Annotated in this window: 16 protein-coding genes; 7 read left to right on the top strand and 9 right to left on the bottom strand. The window is 63.7% G+C overall.

Annotated features, from left to right (window positions below; genetic code table 11):
• Nucleotides 1-11 precede the first annotated feature (11 nt).
• Together MTP16_RS15540 and MTP16_RS15545 are read right to left on the bottom strand one after the other, a co-directional pair.
• On the bottom strand, nt 12-2825 hold the full coding sequence (locus MTP16_RS15540) for an outer membrane beta-barrel family protein (protein WP_243511328.1): 2814 nt from the start codon (nt 2823-2825) through the stop codon (nt 12-14).
• A gap of 7 nt (nt 2826-2832) precedes the next feature.
• Nucleotides 2833-3654, bottom strand: a complete 822-nt coding sequence (locus MTP16_RS15545) for a GLPGLI family protein (RefSeq protein WP_243511331.1) — start codon at nt 3652-3654, stop codon at nt 2833-2835.
• A gap of 151 nt (nt 3655-3805) precedes the next feature.
• Between MTP16_RS15545 and MTP16_RS15550 the strand changes: the two genes are divergently transcribed.
• Both MTP16_RS15550 and MTP16_RS15555 read left to right on the top strand, forming a co-directional pair.
• Nucleotides 3806-5323 carry a sensor histidine kinase gene (locus MTP16_RS15550; protein WP_243511333.1) on the top strand — a complete coding sequence of 506 codons (1518 nt, stop codon included), beginning with the start codon at nt 3806-3808 and terminating at the stop codon, nt 5321-5323.
• 150 nt (nt 5324-5473) lie between these two features.
• Nucleotides 5474-6151 carry a response regulator transcription factor gene (locus MTP16_RS15555; protein WP_243511336.1) on the top strand — a complete coding sequence of 226 codons (678 nt, stop codon included), beginning with the start codon at nt 5474-5476 and terminating at the stop codon, nt 6149-6151.
• A gap of 132 nt (nt 6152-6283) precedes the next feature.
• Here MTP16_RS15555 and MTP16_RS15560 read toward each other — a convergent pair whose 3' ends face one another.
• Entirely contained in the window at nt 6284-6904 is a 621-nt protein-coding gene (locus MTP16_RS15560) for a MarC family protein (RefSeq protein WP_243511339.1), read from the bottom strand.
• 197 nt (nt 6905-7101) lie between these two features.
• Here MTP16_RS15560 and purE point away from each other — a divergent pair, with 197 nt between their 5' ends.
• Both purE and MTP16_RS15570 read left to right on the top strand, forming a co-directional pair.
• A complete protein-coding gene (purE, locus tag MTP16_RS15565; protein WP_243520066.1) occupies nt 7102-7587 on the top strand; it encodes a 5-(carboxyamino)imidazole ribonucleotide mutase in 486 nt (161 codons plus the stop codon).
• Between the two features lie 162 nt (nt 7588-7749).
• A complete protein-coding gene (locus tag MTP16_RS15570) occupies nt 7750-8868 on the top strand; it encodes an endonuclease/exonuclease/phosphatase family protein (protein WP_243511342.1) in 1119 nt (372 codons plus the stop codon).
• A 141-nt stretch (nt 8869-9009) separates the two neighbouring features.
• On the opposite strand, the gene MTP16_RS15575 is transcribed toward MTP16_RS15570, so the two are convergent.
• Entirely contained in the window at nt 9010-9291 is a 282-nt protein-coding gene (locus MTP16_RS15575) for a DUF427 domain-containing protein (protein ID WP_243511345.1), read from the bottom strand.
• Between the two features lie 153 nt (nt 9292-9444).
• Between MTP16_RS15575 and MTP16_RS15580 the strand changes: the two genes are divergently transcribed.
• Complete coding sequence (locus MTP16_RS15580; RefSeq protein ID WP_243511348.1) at nt 9445-10551, top strand: vWA domain-containing protein; 1107 nt, start codon at nt 9445-9447, stop codon at nt 10549-10551.
• A gap of 88 nt (nt 10552-10639) precedes the next feature.
• Here the strand turns inward: MTP16_RS15580 and MTP16_RS15585 are convergent, their stop codons facing one another.
• Nucleotides 10640-12289 (bottom strand): S8 family serine peptidase, encoded by a 1650-nt coding sequence (locus MTP16_RS15585; protein ID WP_243511352.1) that lies wholly within the window; start codon nt 12287-12289, stop codon nt 10640-10642.
• 296 nt (nt 12290-12585) lie between these two features.
• Between MTP16_RS15585 and MTP16_RS15590 the strand changes: the two genes are divergently transcribed.
• The gene (locus MTP16_RS15590) at nt 12586-14109 is read left to right on the top strand and encodes a sigma 54-interacting transcriptional regulator (protein WP_243511353.1); all 1524 of its coding nucleotides are present in this window, start codon (nt 12586-12588) and stop codon (nt 14107-14109) included.
• 100 nt (nt 14110-14209) lie between these two features.
• Here MTP16_RS15590 and MTP16_RS15595 read toward each other — a convergent pair whose 3' ends face one another.
• The 3 genes from MTP16_RS15595 to MTP16_RS15605 form a co-directional block, all read right to left on the bottom strand.
• Entirely contained in the window at nt 14210-15736 is a 1527-nt protein-coding gene (locus tag MTP16_RS15595; RefSeq protein ID WP_243511356.1) for an FAD-dependent monooxygenase, read from the bottom strand.
• A gap of 62 nt (nt 15737-15798) precedes the next feature.
• On the bottom strand, nt 15799-16623 hold the full coding sequence (locus MTP16_RS15600) for a helix-turn-helix domain-containing protein (RefSeq protein WP_243511359.1): 825 nt from the start codon (nt 16621-16623) through the stop codon (nt 15799-15801).
• A 172-nt stretch (nt 16624-16795) separates the two neighbouring features.
• Entirely contained in the window at nt 16796-18529 is a 1734-nt protein-coding gene (locus tag MTP16_RS15605) for a tail fiber domain-containing protein (RefSeq protein ID WP_243511361.1), read from the bottom strand.
• A 660-nt stretch (nt 18530-19189) separates the two neighbouring features.
• Between MTP16_RS15605 and MTP16_RS15610 the strand changes: the two genes are divergently transcribed.
• Nucleotides 19190-19684 carry a DUF4112 domain-containing protein gene (locus MTP16_RS15610; RefSeq protein ID WP_243511363.1) on the top strand — a complete coding sequence of 165 codons (495 nt, stop codon included), beginning with the start codon at nt 19190-19192 and terminating at the stop codon, nt 19682-19684.
• 140 nt (nt 19685-19824) lie between these two features.
• Here the strand turns inward: MTP16_RS15610 and MTP16_RS15615 are convergent, their stop codons facing one another.
• Nucleotides 19825-21582, bottom strand: coding sequence for a M14 family metallopeptidase (locus tag MTP16_RS15615; protein ID WP_243511365.1), 1758 nt, complete (start codon nt 21580-21582; stop codon nt 19825-19827).
• Nucleotides 21583-21676: the final 94 nt, after the last annotated feature.

Raw genomic sequence — 21676 nt, forward strand, 5'->3', positions numbered from 1 at the left:
TTTGCCAAATCCTACTTTCCAAACTGCCGCAGATTATAGGTGAAGCTCAGCAGGAAATACCGCTGCAAAATGCGGCTGCGCACGTCCTCCACGTAGGTTTCGGTGGTGTTGCGGACCACGCTGCGGTTTTGGTTGAGCACGTCGTAGGCTTGCAGCTTGAGCTCGCCTTGCTTGTTGGCCAAAAACTGGCGGGCCAGGCCGACGTTCCAGAGCACCACGCGCTGGTTGTAGCCGGCGGCGCGGCCGGTGTTGTTGCTCAGCCATAGGTCGGAGGTGAGCACAAAGCGGGCGGGGAGCTGGTAGAAAATATCGGCCGTGAGCGTCTGGGTGAGGTAGTCGGTGTTTTGCTCAGTGAGGCGGGAGTAGCGGGCGTTTTGGTAGGTGACGTTGGCGCTGAGGCCGAATTCGAGTTGCTCGTTGAAGGCCGAATTGGCGCTGGCACCCTGGCCCAGGCTCCAGGTGCGGCTAGTGTTCAGCGTGCCATTTACGAAGCTGGGCGACTTGGTGAAGCTGGTATTGGTGGTCAGGTTGAGGTTGATTTTGTGGGTGGGCAAGCGCTGGCCGAGCGAGAAAAACCCGTTCACACTGTAGAAGCCGTCGGCGTTTACGGGGCGGGTGGTTTGCACGCCGCGGGGGCTGAAGCTGGTGGCCGACACGATACGGTCGTCGACGCGGCTGGCGCTAAGCACGGCAAACACGCTGCGGTTGGTGGTGGCGTTAAACTGCGAGAAATTGGCCGACAGGGCCTGCACGTATTCGGGCCGCAGGTTGGGGTTGCCGGCCTGGATGCTGAGCGGGTTGGAGTTGTCGCGCACAGGCTGGAGCTGGGCGGCGGTGGGCGCGTTGAGGCGGGTGCGGTAGTTGAGGCGCAGCGAGCGGCTGCGGCTGCCGTTGTAGGTAAACAAGGCATTGGGCAACAGCGTGGTGAAGCGACGGTCCACGGTAGTGTCTGCCGAGAGGTTGCGCACCCGCAAATCGGCCTGTTGGGCGTCGAGGCCCAGGCCCACCGTGTAGCGCAGGCGCTTTTTCTGCAGCGTGAGCCCCGCCCGGTTGGCCTGAAAGCGGCTGGTGAACTCGTTGCTCAGCCCGGGGTTCAGCAAGTCGTACTGCTGGCTGGCTTCATTAAAATCGGTGGTAAGGCGGCGCCCATCGTTGCGCGAGTCGGTGAAGGCGTAATGTGTTTCGAGCCGGGTGCGCAAGCTCAGCGGCTCCACGTACGACAAGCTCAGCACGTTGCTGCGCGTGGGTGTGGCCTGCTCAATCCGCTGGTTGAGCCGCTGCACGGTGGGCAGCCCGCCGGCATCGAAAAACGTGTTGGTGGCTTGGTTGAATGCCGTGGCGTCCTGGTCGCTCAGCGTCGAGGTGAGGTTGGCCGATGCTGAGCGACCAGGCTTGCCGAAGCGGCGCATCAGCAGGAAATTGCCGCCGGCGTTGGGGTTGGTGAAGGCCGACGTGTAGCCGTTCAGGCCCTGGTTGAGCAAGCGCCCGCCGAGGCTGGACTGCTGGCTGTTTTGGCGGGCCAGGTCGTTACCCTGCCACCAGGCGTAGGGCGTGAGGCGCAGCGAGGTGAGCGAATCGAGCACGTAATCAAGCCGCATGTTGAAGCGGTGGCTGCGGGTGGTGCTGCGGTTGAATAGGTTTTGGTTGGTGACGAGGGGCGGGCCGGCTTCGGTTCCGGTCAGGCCGGCCACGTTCTCGCGGCGCAACTGCTGGTCCGTCGTCACGGTGGCGCGGCTGGCGAGGTAGCTGGTGGCTACTTCGGCGCGCTTGCCCCAGGCGTCGCGGTAGTTGAGGCCCACGGCGCCGCTTTCGGTGATGCTGGTGGGCTGGGAGCTGTTGCTGCCAAGGGCATTTTGACGGCCCCCACCGCCCATCCGCATAACAGCGCCCCCGCCGCTGGGCCCGCCGCCCGCAGGCCCAAAGCTGGCGGCGGCCGGGCCGCCTTCGTCGGCAAAGCCTTGCTGATTGAGGTTGTTGGCCTGGGCCAGGGCCGAAATCTGGCGGCCGTTGTTGAAGCGGTTCAGGCCGAGGCGGGCCTGGTAGCGGCCATCGGTGCCGGCGCCGGCGCCGTTGGTGCCGAAGTAGCCCTTGCGCTTATCTCGCTTCGTCACAAGGTTGAGGGTGCGCTGGCGGTTGCCGTCGTCGATGCCCGAAAACGAGGACTGGTCGCTCTGCTGGTCGTAGAGCTGCACCTTGTCGATGATGTCGGCGGGCAGGTTTTTGGTGGCCATTTTGGGGTCGTCGCCGAAGAAGGGCTTGCCATCCACGAGCACGCGGTTCACCGCCTGGCCCTGCGCGCGGATGCTGCCGTCGCGGTCCACTTCCACGCCCGGCAGCTTTTTCAGCAATGATTCCACCGCCGCGTTGGGCTGGGTTTTGAAGGAGTTGGCATTGAAAGCAATGGTGTCGCCGCTCACGCTCACCGGGGCGCGCTCCTGGGTTACCACCACCTCGCCCAGCTTCTGGCTGAGGGCGCCCAGGCGCAGGGTGCCCACAGTGGGAGCAGGGGCCGCAGCCGTGACGGCTACCGGCACGCGCCGCATGCGGTAGCCCAGCGCCGATACCTGCACCACGTAGCGCCCCAGTGCCACATCGCGGAGCACAAAATGCCCGTCGCCATCGGTAATGCCGAACGTGACGTAGCTCGAATCCCGCGCCAGCGTCAGCGACACCGACGCTTCGCGCAGTGGCTTGCCGGTGGCCGAGTCGGCCAGCGTGCCGCTGATGCTCCCCTGGCCCGGGCGGGGCGGGGCGGGCGCAGTTGTTTGGCCCCGGCTGGCGGCGGCCAGCCCGAGCAGCAAACTCAGTAAGAAAAGCAAACGCATGGCCGGCCTAATTGCGGTTGAAACGCATTCCGCCGCCTTCCATCATCTTCTGACGGAAATCGGCCAGGGCTTTTTCACGCAGGTCTTTCAGCTCGGCGGGTGTCACTTTCTGGGCCGTGGCCACGGGCTGCACTTCGGCGGCGGGCACGGGCTTTAGGTCCACTTTGGCGGCGCGGTATTGCTCCTGCTCGCTTTCCAGGGCCAGCACCACGCCTTTATCGGGCGTCAGGTCGCGCACTGGCGAGTAGGTAAAGGGCAGGTCGGTGGTGAACCACACGGTATAGGTTTCTTTTTTGTAGGGCACCGTGGCCTTGCGGCAGGTGTAGCCGGCTATTTTCTTGGTTTGGCTGCTGATGTTCCAGCCGGTGGGTGCCGCCACGGGGGCATCGGCGCGGTAGGCGGTGGGGGCGTTGTCCTTCTTCACGGTGAGCACCGTGGTGGTGGCGCGGTGGGCCAGGTCGAGGTAGGTGACTTCCCCGAAGGGCCGGGCGTAGTTGGTGACCTGGGGCGCGCTGGCCGGGCCGTCGCCGCCGATGCTGTTCATCGTCACGGTGCGCATGGTCATGCCGCCGCCCTCGCGTTCCTCCTTGGCCGCGTCGCCCGCGAAGCTCAGGTTCAAGCCGAAGGAGCGGGTTTCGGGAATGTCGGTGGGAAAGTCGGGGCTGCCGGGCTTGAGCTGCTGGCCGTTCACCATGATGTGCACCTTGCTGAGGTCGACGCGCTGGGTGGCTTCGTAGCTGATGCGGCCGCTGGTCTGGGCCAGAGCGGCGCCGGTGGCCAGCAGGCCGAGCGTGAGGGCGAGGGTCAGGTTTTTTGCAGGGTTTTTCATGGGTGTTAGGCAGGGTTGATTGAACGCTACAAAGCACCGGTATTCTTTTGTAAACTACTGTTATTCTGTGTTAAATAGTGTTAACGGGGCCAGGACAGCGGTTGAAGCATGTACTTTTGTCGGGTCGAAATCTTCCGGTCAATCCTGCTTTATGAAACGCCGCATTCGCTCCATTTTCGGTCTCATGGTGGCGTGCATGCTGGGCATCAACGGCTTTCAGGGCTACTGGCTCTACAACACCTACCAACTCACGGCCAGCCAGTTTGCCCGCACCGCGCGCGAAGCCCTGACTACCGTGGTGCAAAGCCATCAGTTGGGCATGGCCCGGCAATTTGTCGACCGCGAGGGAGGCTCCAAAAGCCGCATCATGGTGTTTCAAAATACCGACGACGAGGGGCATTTCAACCGCATGGTGGTGCGGCAGGGCAAAGGCGATGACACCGCGCGAAATTCTCGTCCCGACGTGCTGGTGCAGCGCGCAGTAGGCACTACTGACATGCCTTCCGATATGGATTTGAGCAACATAAAGGAAATTCGGGTGCAGCGCCTCGGCGTGCCTGGGGCAGCCCGGCCGGGCACTTCCGACACCCTGGTGCGGAAGCTTTCCCGGTTGATTATCAACAACTGGGCCGGTAGCAAACCCGTGAACCTGCGCCAGCTGACCGCCGACTACCACCGCGAACTGCGCCTTCGCGGCGCCGATGCCACGCTCGTGCTCGATACGCTGAGCCTGCCGCTGCGCCGGACCGGTGCAAGCCCGGCCGCGGCCCTCGACCGCATGCCTGCGCGGGCCGGCTACACAGTCAAGACCCCACCCGTTTCCCTTAATCCATTTCAGGAGTTGTACGTGCGCGCCTCGTTCCAGCCGCCCACCTCCTACATCCTGCGGGCAATGGGCGGGCTGCTGACCGGGTCGATGTTGCTGCTGGCCCTCACCACCGGCTGCTTTTGGCTGATGCTGAGCACGATTTTGCGGCAGAAGAAGCTCTCCGACGTCAAAAACGATTTCATCAACAACATGACGCACGAACTGAAAACGCCCCTGGCCACGGTGTCGGCGGCCGTGGAAGCCCTGCAAAACTTCGGCGCCTTGAATGACCCCGCCAAAACCCAAACCTACCTCAGCATCTCGCGCACCGAGCTGCAGCGCCTGTCCGACTTGGTGGAGAAAGTGCTCAACATCGCCGCCGATGAGCGCCAGCCGCTGGCGCTGCGTCCTGAACCCGTGCTGCCCGGCGAGCTGGTGGCTGAAATTGTGGCCCGACACCAGTTGCAAGCCACCAAGCCGGTCACCTTCGACGTGCAGGTGGCCCCCGCCGGCCCGGTGCAGGTAGACCCGCTGCACATGGGCAACGTCGTCAACAACCTCATCGACAACGCCATCAAGTACTCCGGCGCGGCCGTGGCCATCACCATCCGCAGCCGGCAGGACGCTCCCGGCTGGCACCTGAGCGTGGCCGACGACGGCCCCGGCATTGCCCCCGGCTACCAGGCGGCTATTTTCGACCAGTTCTTCCGCGTGCCCACTGGCAACCTGCACAACGTGAAGGGCTTCGGCCTGGGCTTGTACTACGTGCGGCAGGTGGTGGAACGCCACGGGGGCCGTATCTCGGTACAGAGCGAGCCGGGGCGGGGGAGCCGGTTTGAGGTTTGGATTCCGCAGGGGTGAGGCCTAGTGTGGGACCTCACCCCCGGCCCCTCTCCCGCGGAGAGGGGTGCCAGACGAGTTTTAAAGTTTCAAACATGATTTTTTCTGCGCCGCCGTGGCTCCCCTCTCCGCGGGAGAGGGGCCGGGGGTGAGGTTTCCCGCGTTAGCTTTATGCCCAATATCCTCCTCATCGAAGACGAGCCTTCCTTAGGCCTCATCGTCAAAGACAGCCTCGAAAGCCGCGGCTTTAGTGTGCGGCTGGCCGCCGATGGCGAGGCTGGTCTGCGCGAGTTCCGGCAGCAGTGCCCCGACATGGTGGTGGCCGACGTGATGATGCCCAAGCTCGACGGCTTCTCGCTGGCCGAACAGATTCGGCACGAAAACGCCACGGTGCCCATCCTCTTCCTCACCGCCCGCTCCCAAACGGCCGACGTGGTGCGCGGCTTCGAATTGGGCGGCAACGACTACCTGAAAAAGCCCTTCAGTATGGATGAGCTGATTGTGCGCATTCGGGCGCAGCTGGCGCGGCAGCCCGTGGCGGCGCCCGCACCTGCCGGCCCGCTGGCCCTCGGCCGCTACCAGTTCGACTACCCCAAGCAAAGGCTCCGCCTCGATGCCCACGAAGAAACTCTCACCAACCGCGAAGCCGAGCTGCTCAAGCGCCTCTACGACCAGCGCAACCAGGTATTGGAGCGCAACACGGTACTGAAAGAGCTGTGGGGCGACGACTCATTTTTCAACGGCCGCAGCCTCGACGTGTTCATCACCCGCCTCCGCCGCTGCCTTAAAGACGACCCGCAAGTGCAGATTGTGAACATTCGGGGCATTGGGTATAAGCTGATTGTGTAGGCGCTTCGCCCTCCCCGCGGACTTCACCCCTGACCCCCTCTCCAAAAAAGAGAGGTCACCGGTCTTGCCCCTGGTGAAAATCGGCTGGCTCTCCTCTCCCTGAGGAGAGGGGCCGGGGGTGAGGTTGACGTACTACCGCGTAAGCCCTGGAAACAGCGCCGCCACGGCCGAAGCGAGGAAATTGACCCCGATGGCCAGCGTGATAAAGCCCATGATGCGCGCCATGGCCGCCATGCCGGGCTTGCCCAGTACCCGCGTGAGGCGCAACGAAAAAAGCAGGATGAGAAAGGCCGCAAAGGCTACCAGCGCAAAGCCTAACACGGTCAGGGCCTTATCGACGTAGGTGGGGCGGATGAGGCCGATGCAAATGGCCATGGAGCCCGGCCCGGAGAGCATGGGCATGGCCAGCGGCGTGAAGCTGATGTCGTCTTTGTGCTTGCTTTCTTCGAGGGCGTCGGGGCCCACCCGGTCGCGGTTGGCGCCGGGGGTGAGCAGCTCGAAGGCCGAGCGCATGAGCAGAATGCCGCCTGCAATGCGCAGATGCTGGATATTGATGCCGAAGAAGTTAAGGATGTACTGCCCGCCGAAAAACGCCACGCTCAGCACGGCCACCATGTAGATGCAGGCCCGCAGCGCCGTGCGCGCCCGCTCCGAGGCGCGGTCATCAGCCGTGAGGGTGAGGAAAACCGGCATCGCACTGAACGGATTGACGATGGAAAACAGGGTGGTGAATGTGGCGAGCAGAATTTCCATGCGCGCAAAGGTAGGGAATGGGCCGAACCGGCCGGAAATGCCCTATTTTGCCGCTTCAACGGCGCCGCAAAGCGGCCAGGGCCGTACAATGCTGCATTTTTCCGCTTCCCGATTATATGAATCCCGACTCTGCTGCCGCCGCGGGCGGCAATGACACCGACCGTCCGCTTACTGAAAACCCCATTGTGGGCATCATCATGGGTTCGAAGTCGGACCTGAAAATCATGTCGGCCGCCGCCGACCTGCTCCGGCAGTTCAACGTGCCCTACGACATCACCCTCGTCTCGCCCCACCGCACGCCCCACCGCATGGTCGAATACGCCGAAAGCGCCCGCAAGCGCGGCCTGCGCGTGCTCATCTGTGGCGGGGGAGGGGCAGCCCACCTGCCCGGGATGGTGGCGGCCTTCACCACGCTGCCCGTCATCGGGGTGCCCATCAACAGCTCGCTGTCCATTCAGGGGCTCGATTCCATTCTGAGCATGATTCAGATGCCGGCCGGCACGCCCGTGGCCACCGTGGGCCTCGACAACGCCGCGAACGCCGCCATCCTGGCCATTCAGATGCTGGCCCTGAACAACGCCCGCCTGAACGATGCGCTGGAGAAGTACCGCACCACGATGAAAGACCGGGTGATGCGCACCATCGAAGAGTTGCGCAAGGGCGGGTTTCAGGACGATGTATAGGCGGAAAGGCCAACCAAACATAAAAAAGCACGTCATGCCGAGCAGAGCCGAGGCATCTCGCGTGCACAAGTAATTGGGTTTTCGCGGTGAGATGCCTCGGCTGCGCCCGGTAGGTCGGCCCTTAAAAACAACTCCTTTCCCAATCCCACCCAACTGCTTTTCATGCCCGATTTTCTTTCTATACTATTAACCATTGCCCACTGGGCGGTTTGGATACTTGGAGGCGTGGGGCTAATTGCGACGCTGCTGCCCATCCTGCGCCAAACGGCCTGGTGGATTCGGGTCTGCGACTTTCCGCGCCTGCAGATTGTGGCCGGGCTGCTGCTCAGCATCGTTTTGGGGCTGACGCTGCCCGGGATGGGCGGCACGGGCCACACCTGGTTTCTGGTGAGCCTGGGGCTGGCCGTGGTTTACCAGATGGCCCGCATCTGGCCCTACACGCCCCTGCACCGCAAGCAGGTGGCCGACGCCAGCCGCCCCGACGACGACCACGACTACCACCTCAGCCTGATGGTGGCCAACGTGCTGATGTACAACCGCGACGCTTCGCGCTGCCTGGGCCACGTGCGCCATTTGCAGCCCGACATCGTGCTGGCCGTCGAAACCGACGACTGGTGGCTGAGCCAGATGGAGGGCATCACCAAAGACTACCCCTACACCTGCCACGCCCCGCTGCCCAACACCTACGGCATGCTGGTGTTTTCGCGCCTGCCGCTCATCGAGCCGCAGATTCGCTACATCCTCGACCCCGACATTCCGTCGTTTCACGGCTGCGTGCAGCTGCCTAGCGGCGTCACGGCCAACCTGCACTTCCTGCATCCCAAGCCGCCGGCGCCGCAGGAGTCCAAGTCCAGCGCGCGCCGCGACGCCGAACTGCTGGTAGTGGGCAAAGTCATTCAGCACCACGACGGGCCCACCATCGTGGCCGGCGACCTCAACGACGTGGCTTGGTCGCACACGTCCGAGCTGTTTCGGCGCCTCTCGCGCCTGCTCGACCCGCGCGTGGGCCGCGGCCTGCTGCCCACCTTCCACGCCGACCACAAGCTGCTGCGCTGGCCCCTCGACCACGTGTTCCATTCGGCGCACTTCCGCCTGCAGGAAATCAAGCGCCTCACCCACATCGGCTCCGACCATTACCCCATTTACATCCGCCTCAGCTACGAGCCCGAGGGCTGGCGCGAGCAGGAAAATCAACTCGAAGCCGCCGACGCCGACGACCGCGAAGAAGCCGAAGAGAAAATCGAAGAAGGCGTGGAGGACGTGATTGCGGGGGAGGATTAAGTGGCAATTTCTTAACCACATGTCATCCTGAGCGCAGCGAAGGACCTTCTCACGTCAAAACTTTCCAGCGTGAGAAGGTCCTTCGCTGCGCTCAGGATGACAGTAGATTACAAAACGCTCTGCTTTAGGGGTTCAGCAGCCCTACTTCTCCACCCGTACGCCCTTCCAGAATGCCACGCGGCCTTCGATATTCTTCGCCGCGTCTTTGGCTTCCGGATAGTACCAGGCGGCGTCCTTGTTCAGCTCGCCGTTCACGCGTAGCGAGTAGTAGCTGGCACGGCCTTTCCAGGGGCAGGTGGTGTGCGCAATGCTGTCCTCAAAAAACTCTTTTTTGATGGCGTCAGCGGGGAAGTAGTGGTTGTTTTCGACCACGATGGTGTCGTCGCTTTCGGCAATGACGGTGTTGTTCCAGACGGCTTTCATGGGTGGGATGAATGGCCGGCGTGCGCCGGCCGTAGGTTGAGGTGAACAGTTTGAACGGGCTATTCGACAAGCAGAAGCTTACCGCATAGTGCTCAATTGAACATTGCCCGCGCCGTGCTTGTTTTCGCAGTCCTACCCTGAAACAAGAATTATATGGCCGTTGGCTTCCGCTTCCGCGATTTTGTGCCCGAAGACCAGCCCGAAAAGGGCTTTGAGTCGTTGTTTAAGCTGTTTATGCAGCTTGTTACCATCACCTCCGGCGACGTGGGCGAGGCGCTGTCCTGGCTCAATGAGCTTGACAAGCAGTACGGCCTCACCGACGACCAGTACGGCATGGGCAATTTCATCGATGACCTCAAAAAGAAGGGCTACATCGACGAGAACGAGCAGGAAAAGGGCGAATTCAAGATTACGCCCAAAACCGAGCAAGGCATTCGCAAGAGTGCCTTGGAGGAGATTTTCGGCAAGCTGAAGAAAAGCAGCACCGGCAACCACCGCACGCCCCACACCGGGCAGGGCGACGAGCAAAGCACCGACCTGCGCGAATTCCGCTTTGGCGACTCGCTGGAGCAGATTCAGATGTCGGAATCCATCCGCAACGCCCAGCTCAACCACGGCATGGACGGCGACAACTTCATGCTGACCGAGGGCGACCTCGAAGTGCGCGAAAACGAGCACAAGTCGCAGACCAGCACCGTGCTGATGATTGACATCTCGCACTCGATGATACTCTACGGCGAGGACCGCATCACCCCGGCCAAAAAAGTGGCCATGGCCCTGGCCGAGCTGGTGAAGCAGAAATACCCCAAGGATTTCCTCGACGTCATCGTGTTCGGCAACGACGCCTGGCAGATTGAGGTGAAAGACTTGCCTTACCTGCAAGTTGGCCCCTACCACACCAACACCGTGGCCGGCCTGGAACTAGCCATGGACCTGCTGCGCAAGCGCAAAACGCCCAACAAGCAGATATTCATGATTACCGACGGCAAGCCCACCTGCCTGAAAGAAGGCAACGGCTACTACAAAAACGCCTTCGGCCTCGACCGCAAAGTGGTGAACAAGACGCTGAACCTGGCCGCTGCCGCCCGCCGCGTCAAGATTCCCATCACCACCTTCATGATTACCTCCGACCCGTATTTGCAGAAGTTCGTAGAGGAATTCACGGAGGTGAACCAAGGCAAGGCCTACTATTCCGGCCTGAAAGGCCTCGGCCACCTGGTGTTCGAGGACTACAAGAAAAACCGTCGCAAGACGCTGTAGTCGTAACGGTTTCCCAAACGCAAACGCGCCGCTGTAGCCCTGTTGCTACGGCGGCGCGTTTGCGTTTAAGCGGGCCAAAGCAGTGCTATTATTTGCCGCTTCGGTCCTTAGCGCTGACAGTAACCGCGGGAACGGGAGTGAGGCTGGCCAGTCGCACGGCCTCATACAGATTAACAATGCCGCCGGTGCGCGAAAGCGTGGCAAAATCGACTAGCTGCTTGGTGCCGGGCTTGCGCACTTGGGTGTGGACGGGCGCAGCCGAGGCCAGGATGATGCGCTTGAGGTCGGCGTGGGTGAGGTGGGGAAAATTGACCTTGAGCACGGCCGCGATGCCGGCCACCACGGGCGCGGCCATGCTGGTGCCACTGCCCGAATGGTACTGGTTGTTGGGGTAAGTCGATATAATATCGACGCCGGGCGCGAAGACGTCCACGGTTTTGGGGCCGTAGTTGGAGAACGTGGCCACCAGGCGCTCGTCGTTGGTGCGGGCGCTGGCGCCCACCGTAATCAGGTTCGGAATGGTCTGGCCGTTGAGGAAGCGGGTGGAGGGAAACGCCGGAATGGAATCGTAGTTGAGGTGGTCGTTTCCGGCGCCGTGCACCAGCAGCACGCCTTTGGCGTTGGCGTAGCGCATGGCCTCGTCGACGATGTTTTTCTCGGGCGAGAAGTATTTGGCGAAGCTCATGCTGATGATGCTGGCGCCGTTGTCGACGGCGTAGCGGATGGCGTTGGCCACGTCCTTGTCGCGCTCGTCGCCGTTGGGGATGGCCCGCACCCCCAGGATGCGCACCTGCTCGGCCACGCCGCGCACGCCGAGGTTGTTGGTGCGGTCGGCCGCGATGATGCCCGTGCAGTGCGTGCCGTGCTCGGTGCCGTGGTCGCGTGGGTCGGTGCGCAGGTTGTTGTTGCCGTAGTGGCGCTCGGTGAGGTCGTTGGGATGGTCGCCCACCAGCGGCTGCGGGTTGTAGGCCAGGTTGTAGTCGTAATCGAGGCGGCGCTTCAGGCCCGCATTGTAGCGGATGTACTGATTGGCCAGCGTATCGAGGTTGGGGAATTTGCCGCGCACCCAGCGGTAGTACTGAGCGGTCAACTTGGTCAGCGCGGTATCGGCGAGGGTGGGCGGGTGATGCAGCAGGCCCGAGTCGAGCACGGCCACGCCGTAGGCTTTTTTGAGCGCTGCAACCCGGCCCAGGTCTCCGGCTAGCTCCTGGCTGTCTTGCTGGTAGGCCGCTTCTGCCTTGGCGCGGTTGGTGGTGTAGGATTTCTTCGCCTGCTCGTAGAGGCGGAACTCGGCCTGCTTGGCGGGCGGCACCGTGGCTGCGGTTTTGTGCTCGTACAGAGGTTTTAGCCGGGCGTAGAGGCGGGTGTCTTCCTTCTGATTTTCAAAGACATTGCGGCCGTCTGCCCCGCCGGTGAAATTCCAGCCGAACACGTCATCGACGTAGCCGTTGTGGTCGTCGTCGCGGCCGTTGGCGGGAATTTCCTTGGGGTTGTGCCACAGCACGTGGCGCAGGTCGACGTGGGCCGTGTCGATGCCGCCATCAATGACGGCCACGATGATGGGGCGGGCCTTAGGCTTGTTCGGCAGCGTGCGCAGCAGCTCGTAGGCCCGGTCGGTGCTGATGCCCATGGCCTTGTCGGCGGGGTCGAGGTGGTGCCACTGGGGCAGGGGCGCCTGGGCGTAGGTGGTGAGGCCAAGCAGGCAAAGGGCGGGCAGGAGCAGGCGGGGGTGAGGCATTGCAGAAGGATGAATTTTAGTGAATGCAAAACACGCTGGCCGGTAGCGGTTATCCTTTCGCCGGTGTTGCAATTAATTATTGATTTATGCCATTCGGCCGCCTTTGCGGTTAAAACGTCGTAGGGGCGGGGCTTGCCCCCGCCCGGACGCCTGGTTTTTAGTAGAACTCGGTCCGATGACGGGCGGGGGCAAGCCCCGCCCCTACGACGTTCAACGCCCCTCTGCCACGGCCTGAACCTCAGGCCCCCTTTCACGGTTAAAGACCTTGGGAAGCCAGTTTCCCGCCAACGCCCTTTATGAAGCACGAAAACATCCAGACCCTGGGCCAGCTTCGCGCCAGTGGTTATAAGCCCCGCAGCGTGAAGCAAGAGCTCCGGGAAAACCTGATTCAGAAGCTCAAAAACAAAGAAGAAGTATTCCCCGGCATCTTCGGCTACGACGAAACCGTGATTCCGGAACTGCAGCGCGCCATCCTGGCCGGGCACCACATCAACCTGCTGGGCTTGCGCGGCCAGGCCAAAACCCGCATCGCCCGCCTGCTCATCAATTTGCTTGATGAGTATATGCCCGTAGTCGCCGGCTCCGAGCTGAACGACGACCCATTGCAGCCGCTGTCGGTATTCGCCAAAAACCTCATTGAGGAAAAAGGCGACGACACGCCCGTGACCTGGCTGCACCGCAACGAGCGCTACACCGAGAAGCTGGCCACGCCCGACGTGAGCGTGGCCGACCTCATCGGCGACGCCGACCCCATCAAAGCCGCCACCCTCAAGCTGCCCTACAGCGACGAGCGGGTGATTCACTTCGGCCTGATTCCGCGTGCCCACCGGGGCATTTTCGTAATTAACGAATTGCCCGACTTGCAGGCCCGCATTCAGGTGTCGCTGTTCAACATCCTGCAGGAAGGCGACATCCAGATTCGCGGCTTCAAGGTGCGGCTGCCGCTGGACATCCAATTCGTGTTCACGGCCAACCCCGAGGACTATACCAACCGCGGCAGCATCGTGACGCCGCTTAAGGACCGGATTGACGCCCAGATTATCACGCACTACCCCAAGAGCATCGAAATCGGCAAGCGCATCACCAAGCAGGAAGCCCGCATCAAAGACGAGCAGCGCGGCTTGGTGACCAGCAACGAAATCATCCACGACCTGGTGGAGCAGGTGGCCGTGGAAGCCCGCGGCTCTGAGTTCGTGGACGCCAAGTCGGGCGTGTCGGCCCGCCTCACCATCTCGGCCTACGAGCAGGTGATTGCGGGCGCCGAGCGCCGCGCGCTGGTGAACGGCGAAACCAACACCTACGTGCGCCTGGGCGACTTCATTTCGGCCGTGCCCGCCGTGACGGGCAAGGTGGAATTGGTGTACGAGGGCGAGCAGGAGGGCGCCGGCATCGTGGCCGAAAAGCTCATGGGCAAGGCCATCCGCACGCTGTTCCTGAACTACTTCCCCGACCCCGACAAGAGCAAGAAGCTCAAAAACCGTCCCTCGCCCTACAAAACGGTGCAGGAGTGGTTCGGCAACGGCAACACGCTGGATTTGCTACACGATGCCAGCACCGAGGAGTATAAAAAAGCCCTCGACAACGTGCCCGGCCTGCGCGACATCGTGCAGGAACTGCACCCCAACGAAACGCCCGAGCACACCTACTTCCTCATGGAATTCCTGCTCCACGGCCTGGCCGAGCACTCGCTCATCTCGCGCAACCGCCTCACCAGCGGCGCGCAGTTCAAGGACCTGCTGTCGTCGATGTTCACCATGCCGAGCTTCGGCGATGATGACGACGAGGACGAAGAAGAGGAGAAGCCGCGCCGCCGGCGGTAGTCGGCGTTCAGAATAAGAACAGAAACGCCCCGCGTGCCGATTGGTGCGCGGGGCGTTTTCGTAGTCAAGCCGTAGGGCGGGCAAACTCAGCGGCTGAAAACTAGTGCCTCGTCGCCTGTGGCAGTTCGCTGCCGATGCCTTGACGCTCTGAAGCCCAGGCCACAAACCCATCCGGCCGCACGAGCACAGCACGCATGCCCAGCTGTTCTTTCGCCCGGCCTGAAACATACTTGATTTGGCCGCCAAACCTACCTGCCCAGGCTTTGAGCGTTTCATCTGCTTCAAAATCGAGCAGCAGGCCGCGGCCGTCGCGCAGGTGTTCATTCAAGGTGGTGCCATCCTCCAGCGCGAAGTGGGGCGCGCTGTGGCCCACCAGTGGGTGGCCAGCGCCCAGGTCGTAGCGCGTGCGCAGGCCCCAGATGCGCCCGGCGAAGTAGGTGGCCCCGTCGGGCGTGTCCATCAGGTCGCGCACGATGGCGTGCAGCGCCTGGGCCGCCGGGTTGGGGCGCATGATGGCCACCTGGGCACGCGACCAGTCGAGCACCTGGGCGCCCACGGGGTGCCGCTCGGTCTGGTAGCTGTCGAGCAGGCCGGCGGGGGCGTGCCCGTGGATGGTGGCGGCCAGCTTCCAACCCAGGTTCAGGGCATCGCCCAGCCCCAGGTTAATGCCCTGGCCACCCAGCGGCGAGTGAATGTGCGCGGCGTCGCCGGCCAGCAGCACGCGGCCGCGGCGGTAGGCGGTGGTTTGCCGGGCGCGGTCGGTCCAGGTGGTGGCCAGGTGCAGGGCGGTGAGGGTGACGTCGGTACCCGAGATGCGGCGCGTCAGCTCCTGCATGTGTTCGAGGGTAACGGGCTGGCCGGCTTGGTGGAAGGCGCCGCCGTCAAAGTCCTGCAGTATCAGGTAGCCGGGCTGCGACTGCATGTACATGCCGGTGGGCGTCACGTTGCGGCCCGGCCGCAGCTTCTCCGGGTCGAGGATGTCGACCTGAGCCGTGTAGCCAGTGAACTCGGGCTCGGTGCCCACAAAGTCGAACCCGCCCAGCTTGCGCACCACGCTGCGCCCGCCGTCGCAGCCCACCAGCCACCGGCCCAGGAAGCTCTGTTCACCGGCTTGCACCGTCACGCCCTCCGGCGTCGGCCGCAGGGCCGTGATGCCGCGCCCGCGCCGGATGCTGACGCCGAGGGCTTCGGCGCGGCGCGCCAACACCGTTTCCAGCTCTTCCAGCTCCGAAAACAGTTGGGTACTGGTTGAGCTGGGCAGGCGGTACGGCCACTGCGCGAAGTCGATTTTGTCGGCTGGCAGCTGGATGCCGGCAAAGTGGCCGCCCGCTTGCGGCTTCGGGCTGGGGCTGGGGCCGGGCTTTGTGGTGAAGTGGGGCGTTGTCAGGCTTTTGGGAACTGCCAGCTCGGCCAGCAGGCCCCGGCGGTCCAGCGCTTCCACTGACAGCGCATTCAGCCCGCGCAGCCCAAATGGCAGCCTTTTCAGGGGCGAGTGCGGGCTGGGTGCCTTTTCCAGCACTAGCACCGAGCAGCGTGCCAGCGCCAGCTCGCAGGCCAGAAAAAGGCCCACCGGCCCGGCGCCGGCGATGATAACATCGTAAATAGGTTGATTTATTGCAGGTTGCATGGTGTTTTTGCGTCGCTTTTTTAGAGAATGATTGCAACACAAAATTCCGGCAGCCCCCTGCCTCAGGCTTGTAGAAACGCGACAAAATCGGGGCCGGCCGCCAAGCGCAGTTGCTTGGCGTGGCGGGCAAAAGCGGCGGGTGTGGTGCCGCTGTAGCGTCTGAATTCCCGGCTCAGGTGGGCCTGGTCGGCGTAGCCCAAATCGTGCGCCAAGCCGGCCAAAGAGGCATCGGGCTGCAGCCACAGCTGGTTGCGCACCTGCTCGAAGCGTATCAGCCCCGACACGTCTTTCACGGTGTGGCCCGACGACTCCTTAAATTTTCGCTCCAGGGTGCGCACCGTGGCGTGCGCCGCTGCCGCTACCTCACTGACGGGCAAAGTGCCTTTGGCCGCGCGCAGGGCTTTGCCCGCTTTGGTTAGCACGGTGTTGGCCCCAGCCACCGGCAAAGGCAGTTGCTCGAAATATTCGGCTGCTAAAGCCAGGGCCTCGGTCACCCGGCCGGCTTGCAAACAGGCGGCCAGCGGGGCGTGCAGCTGCGCAATGGCATGTTCGAGGTGGCGCACGACGCCCGGCCCCGCCGCCGGCAGTCCCAACAGCTCAAACACAGCCCAGGGAAAGCATTTGATGCCAATAATTTCCACCCGGCCGGCCGCGTGCAGCGTCACCGGCTGTCCCAGCAGGCCCATCAGAAAAGGGGAGGGCAGGGGCTGCAGGCCGTCGAGGGTAGCGACGCTGCAGGCACTGCCAAAATGGAAAATGATTTCGGCGTAGCCGTCCGGCAGCACCTCAAAGCCCATCGGCAGCTCGGCAAATTCGATGTGGTTGTGCCAAAAGCCTTTGATAGCAAAGCGTAACGGTTCGGGAACGTCGAAGGGCTGGTACGGCATGGCGAAAGGTACTACCGGCCCGGCTTCATCGTCGCAGCCCACCATCGGCCAGCCGTTTGCGCCTGCGTTGCGCACCAAGTCCTTGAACCTGCGCCTACGCTTCCCCACTCCCAACTCGCCGTCTTCATCACTGTCGACGCCTATTAGTTAGCGGACGGCCTTATGCAGGCGGCTAATGGCTGACCTGGGCACGTGCGCCGCCCGCTTCCAGCGCCCGCAGGCGCTGCTCAAAGCTGCCGAGACTGGCCTGCTGCTGCTGCACCTGGGTTTCGAGCGTGGCGTTTTTGGCAGCCAACTCTTTCAATGCTTCGAGCAGGACGGGAGTGAGTTGGGCGTAGTTAACGCTTTTGTAGCCGGCTTCGTCGGTATACACCAACTCGGGGTACAACTTCTCCAGCTCCTGGGCTAGGAAGCCAATCTGCTCCTGCCCGGCCGCGCCGCCGTGCTGCACGCCCAGCGCGTTCCAGCGGTAGCGCACGCCGCGCAGTTGTTGCACGGCGGCCAGCGAGCCGGCCAATGGGCGCACCTGCTGCTTGAAGCGGGCGTCCGAGGTCAGGGTTACGCCGTTGGCCGTCACGGTGCCGCGCACCGTGGCCGAACCATTGGCGTTAAGGCGCAGGGCGTCCACCAGGGTGCCGTTGTTGGTGGTGCGAAACTGCAGGGCTAGGCTGGCGGTGGAGGGCGCAGGCACGGTGGCCTGCACGTAGGCAGTGGCGTCGGTGGCGCTGTAGGGGGCCAGCAGCAGGCTGCCGGGCAGGTACAGGTTCTGGGAATTGCCGTTGGCGGGGTTGCCCACCAGGTAGCTGTCACCGGGGCCGGCCACATCGAGGGCGCCGCGCGCCGCGGCCGTGCCAATGCCCACGCGAATGCCCGAGCCACCGGTGAGCAGCACGTTGGCGCCGGTTTGCGTCCAAGGCGGTGTGACGAAGGTGACCTGGCCGTCGGCCTGCTGCGTGAGCACCTGCCCCGGGTTGCCGGCCGTGGCGGGCAGCCCGTAGGCGCCGGCCGCGCGCTGCCCCAGAAACAGCACGGGCACGCCGTTGGTGGCGGAGGTGATGTTTGCGCCACAGGGACTGGCGCCCTGCCCGAACCCGGTCACGAACGGTCCGCCGGGGGTGTAGCCGGTGCTAACCACCAGGTCGACGCCCACGGCGGCGGCGTTGCTCATGCACACGTCCACCAGCAGGTTGCTGGTGCCGTCCCACACAAAGGGCGTCGTGAACGGGTAGGTATTCAGCCCGAGCTGGGTGGTAACGTCGCCGGCGAACACCACCGGACCGGGGCTCGCGCCCTGGTAGGGTACGTCGGAGAGGGGTGTGTTGCCCAGACGAATGGTGAAGCCCGCGAAGGCCCCGGTGCTGTTTTTGGCCGTGACTGTGAAGCCCAGTGAGCTGATGGGGCCGGCCACCAGCCCGCTGGCCTGCATCCGGCTGGCCAACAGGATATACTGGCTGCGCCGGTTGATACCAGTTGCCGTGCTGTTGTAGGGCGTTGTAAAGGTGGTGGAAAGGAGCCGGTCGCCTAGCAGGGTGACGCCCACGGCGGTGCCCACCGGGCCGGTTCCCACCTGCGGGCCCGTGCCGGGCGCATAGGTCAGCGCGGAGCCGCTGTCGGCCAGGCGCAGCCACTTGGGGGCGGCGCCGGTGCCGGCGTTGTAGTAGAAGCCGGGCTGGCTGCCGGCCGCGGCCCCCGTAACGGGCGCATCGATTTGGTACACCAGCAGGCCGGGCGCGGGCGACGGCACTGTGCCCTGGCCCATGTCCAGGCGCTGGGCGGCCGTAAGGCGGGGCAGCAGGGCGCCCTTGTCGCTGCTCACCACGTCGAGGGCCGCGGACGCGTCAGGGGCGGTGGTGCCAATGCCCACACTGCCGGTCTGGGCGCGGGCCACCGGAGAAATTATGAGCATCAGGGCGGCTACTCCGGCCGCCCGGGCCCACTGGCATAAGTAAACAGTTCGCATGAGCTTCTAACACAACACGCGGCCCGGCACCGTACCAGGCAGCGTGTTAAAGATAGATGCAGGGAGGCGGGCCTTCCCGACCCAGAAGGGCCCTGACGGGCCATTCCGGGCTGTTTTGGGGGCTGGCCCACATACCGCCACGCGGCGTTGACTAGCCAGAAAATGACGTTCACTACGGCGGGGCCGTCGTTTGCATACATTCGGGGCGCGGCTGTGGGGCCGGGCAGCCCGCCGGAGCATGCCCCGGTTGGCAGCGGGGGCCATGCCTATACCCCCCCGGCTCCCGGGTAGCAGGAGCGACGGTAGTTGCCTACTCGCGGGCAAAGCTCAGAGCCCAGTGGCAGATTTCAGAAACGTACAGGAGCATAGGCGCGAAGCCAAGAAACGGGCGGGGCACAGCAGCGCGGGCGAACAGGGCGCGCCACGCGCCCTGTTCGCCCGGCGCCTCACCCAGGCCCCGAAGAAACGCTTGAAGCGCATTTTCCCCGGAGAGCAGACCCCGGTGCCATCAGAGGCGAGACCAGTGCCCCTTTCGCAAAGGGGAGTGGGGCGGGGGAGAGGGCATCCACCCACGGCCCGCGCACGTACCACCCCAAACTCCGCGCCATGGCCTTTCCTCCCACCGCTTCCACTTCGGCTGCCCCCGCCTCCTTCGATGCCGACGAGCGCCTGCGCTGGGTCGAGCGCGTGGCCCGGCTCATGGACAGCCAGTTCCGGCTGCCCGGCACCCGCTTCCGCTTCGGCCTCGACCCGGTGCTGGGTTTGCTGCCCATCGTGGGCGACTTGGGCACCACCGCCGTGTCGGCGGCGCTGCTGCTCACCATGTTCCGGCACGGCGCCAGCGGGGCCGTGGTGGTGCGTATGGCCCTCAACATCCTGCTCGATACCGTGGTGGGCGGTATCCCCATTATCGGCAACGTGTTCGACTTCGCCTACAAAAGCAACGAGCGCAACGTGGCCCTGCTGCGCCGCCACTACGCCGAAGGCCGGCACACGGGCAGCGGCAAGGGGCTGTTGCTGCTGTTCACGGCCGGGCTGCTGGCGCTGGTGGGCTGGGGCAGCTACGTGCTGCTGCGTTGGGGCTGGCAGCAGTTCAATTGAGTAGAACGCCAAAGCTCCTGTCATCCTGAGCGCCGCGAAAGACCTTTTCATGGCTGAACAATGGACGTTCAAACGTCAGAAGGTCCTTCGCGGCGCTCAGGATGACAGGCACCCACATTCTTAACGATTAGTTGAATTTCCTATAGTTTGCCCTGTCCCAGCCAGCGCGCCACCGGGTAGCGGTTGTGGCCGGGCTCGTGGTAGGGCGAGTTCAAGTACACCCATTCGAGCTGGGCGCGGCCGTTGGCAGCGAAAGCGGGGTTGTCGTGCTTGAGCTTTTCCAGCCGTTCGCGCAGGGCGGGTTCGCGGCGCAGCAGGTCGGCGGCCAGGTCTTCGAACACGTAGTCGGAGAAATGTTCTTTTTGCTGCAACACGCTGTCGAAGAAGCCCCAGGCGAAAAAGGAATCGGTGGCCTGCGGCTCCAGCGCTTCCATCAGGTAGCGTAGGGGGGCGCCTTCTTTCAGGTACACCACCAAGTCGCCGGCGTGGTAGGCGGCGGTTTCCCGCACCGTGCGCAAACTCACCTGGCTGTGCACGTAGTGACCTTCGAAGGGCTTGGGTGTGGTTTTGTAATCTTCGAAATAATAGCTTTCTACGGGCGCGGTCACCTCGCGCGTCAGCGGTTCCAGGGTGGCGCCGTTGCGGCGCAGGAGGTCGGCCACTTCCACCCAGGCTTTGGGGATGATGTAGGCCGTGGGCCGCGTGGCCGTGGTAGTGGCCTTGAAGGTGTTGAAGTACTTCACGGGCCGGGTGAAGGGCGCGGCGCGGTCGTAGTACAGGCGCGGCTGGCCGCTCACGTCACTGGGCTTCATGCGGCCCTCGTAGCCGCGAAACTGCACGGTTTCGTGCTGGCTCTCATCCAGCGTCCAAGTGAGGGGGAAAGTGGTTTGGGCCACCATGTCGGCGGCGGCCTGGGCCCGGGCGGCGGCCAGGGCGGGCGCCTGCGCGTCCACGGTTTCGAGCACGGTCTTCAGAAAGTCATAGGTCGAGTGCACGCGGGGCGCATAGGCCTTCAGCATGTGCGTTTCGGGCATGAAGCCGATGGTGTTGAACAGCGCCGCGTAGCCCGTGGAGTAGCGCGGAGACTCCAGAAACGCCTGCAGGCCGCTCTCGGGCGTCTGGCCCTCAAAGTCCACGTAGGGCGTCATCGGCCACTTTTTCTGCTCCATGCTCTTGTAGAGCGCCGGCAGCATTTGCCCTTGCAGGTAGCTGCCCAGCGCGGGCGCCAGCTTGCTGTGCTGGGTGGCAATGAGCGTCATGGTGTACTGGTAATCAGCACCGTTGGAAGTATGCGTTTCCACGAATACATCGGGCTGCCACTTCTGAAATAGCTGGGCAAACGAGCGGGCATTGCGCGACTCCTGCTTAATGTAGTCGCGGTTTAAATCGAGGTGGCGCGCGTTGCCCCGGAAGCCGTAGGCGGCTGGCCCGTTCTGGTTCACGCGCGTGGTCGAGTTGCGGTTTAGCATCCCGTCGATGTTATACACCGGCACCAGCACAATGGTGACTTTGTCGAGCAGCTTGAGCAGGACCTTATGTTGCAGAAGGTCGCGGGTCAGCATCATGCTGGCGTCGATGCCCTCGGGTTCGCCGGGGTGGATGCCGTTCTGAATGAACAGGATGCGCCGGTTTTTGCGGCGAGTGCTGGCTGGGTCGGCGTCGCCGTCGGCGCTCAGTACCACTTCGTGCAGGGGCTGGCCGGCATCGGTGGGGCCGGCCTCGGCCAGGTGCAGGTGCGCCGGGTAGGCCGCGGCCAGTTTCCGGTAGTAGGCCACGCACTCGGCGTAGGTGGCCGTGGTGTTGCCGGCCGGGTCGTTTTCGAAAGGCGTGCGCCAGGCGGGGGCCGGGGCAGGAGTGGAGGCGAGGGACATCAGCGAAGCAAGCAGCAGGGTGAACATGATTGCAAAGGAACGACGCACCCGCTTTCGGCCTGCCCAGAGCCGTTTCGGAGCCGCTGCATAGTAGCGCGAACTTTGTAGTTCGCGTGCCCCG

Origin of the sequence: Hymenobacter monticola, assembly GCF_022811645.1 — a bacterium.
GTDB classification, from domain to species: Bacteria; Bacteroidota; Bacteroidia; order Cytophagales; family Hymenobacteraceae; genus Hymenobacter; species Hymenobacter monticola.

Bases quoted from the DNA above. Each gene is read 5' to 3' on its own strand.
- MTP16_RS15540 (WP_243511328.1), bottom strand. From the start codon at position 2,825: ATGCGTTTGCTTTTCTTACTGAGTTTGCTGCTCGGGCTGGCCGCCGCC.
- MTP16_RS15545 (WP_243511331.1), bottom strand. From the start codon at position 3,654: ATGAAAAACCCTGCAAAAAACCTGACCCTCGCCCTCACGCTCGGCCTG.
- MTP16_RS15550 (WP_243511333.1), top strand. From the start codon at position 3,806: ATGAAACGCCGCATTCGCTCCATTTTCGGTCTCATGGTGGCGTGCATG.
- MTP16_RS15555 (WP_243511336.1), top strand. From the start codon at position 5,474: ATGCCCAATATCCTCCTCATCGAAGACGAGCCTTCCTTAGGCCTCATC.
- MTP16_RS15560 (WP_243511339.1), bottom strand. From the start codon at position 6,904: ATGGAAATTCTGCTCGCCACATTCACCACCCTGTTTTCCATCGTCAAT.
- purE (WP_243520066.1), top strand. From the start codon at position 7,102: ATGGGTTCGAAGTCGGACCTGAAAATCATGTCGGCCGCCGCCGACCTG.
- MTP16_RS15570 (WP_243511342.1), top strand. From the start codon at position 7,750: ATGCCCGATTTTCTTTCTATACTATTAACCATTGCCCACTGGGCGGTT.
- MTP16_RS15575 (WP_243511345.1), bottom strand. From the start codon at position 9,291: ATGAAAGCCGTCTGGAACAACACCGTCATTGCCGAAAGCGACGACACC.
- MTP16_RS15580 (WP_243511348.1), top strand. From the start codon at position 9,445: ATGGCCGTTGGCTTCCGCTTCCGCGATTTTGTGCCCGAAGACCAGCCC.
- MTP16_RS15585 (WP_243511352.1), bottom strand. From the start codon at position 12,289: ATGCCTCACCCCCGCCTGCTCCTGCCCGCCCTTTGCCTGCTTGGCCTC.
- MTP16_RS15590 (WP_243511353.1), top strand. From the start codon at position 12,586: ATGAAGCACGAAAACATCCAGACCCTGGGCCAGCTTCGCGCCAGTGGT.
- MTP16_RS15595 (WP_243511356.1), bottom strand. From the start codon at position 15,736: ATGCAACCTGCAATAAATCAACCTATTTACGATGTTATCATCGCCGGC.
- MTP16_RS15600 (WP_243511359.1), bottom strand. From the start codon at position 16,623: ATGCCGTACCAGCCCTTCGACGTTCCCGAACCGTTACGCTTTGCTATC.
- MTP16_RS15605 (WP_243511361.1), bottom strand. From the start codon at position 18,529: ATGCTCATAATTTCTCCGGTGGCCCGCGCCCAGACCGGCAGTGTGGGC.
- MTP16_RS15610 (WP_243511363.1), top strand. From the start codon at position 19,190: ATGGCCTTTCCTCCCACCGCTTCCACTTCGGCTGCCCCCGCCTCCTTC.
- MTP16_RS15615 (WP_243511365.1), bottom strand. From the start codon at position 21,582: ATGTTCACCCTGCTGCTTGCTTCGCTGATGTCCCTCGCCTCCACTCCT.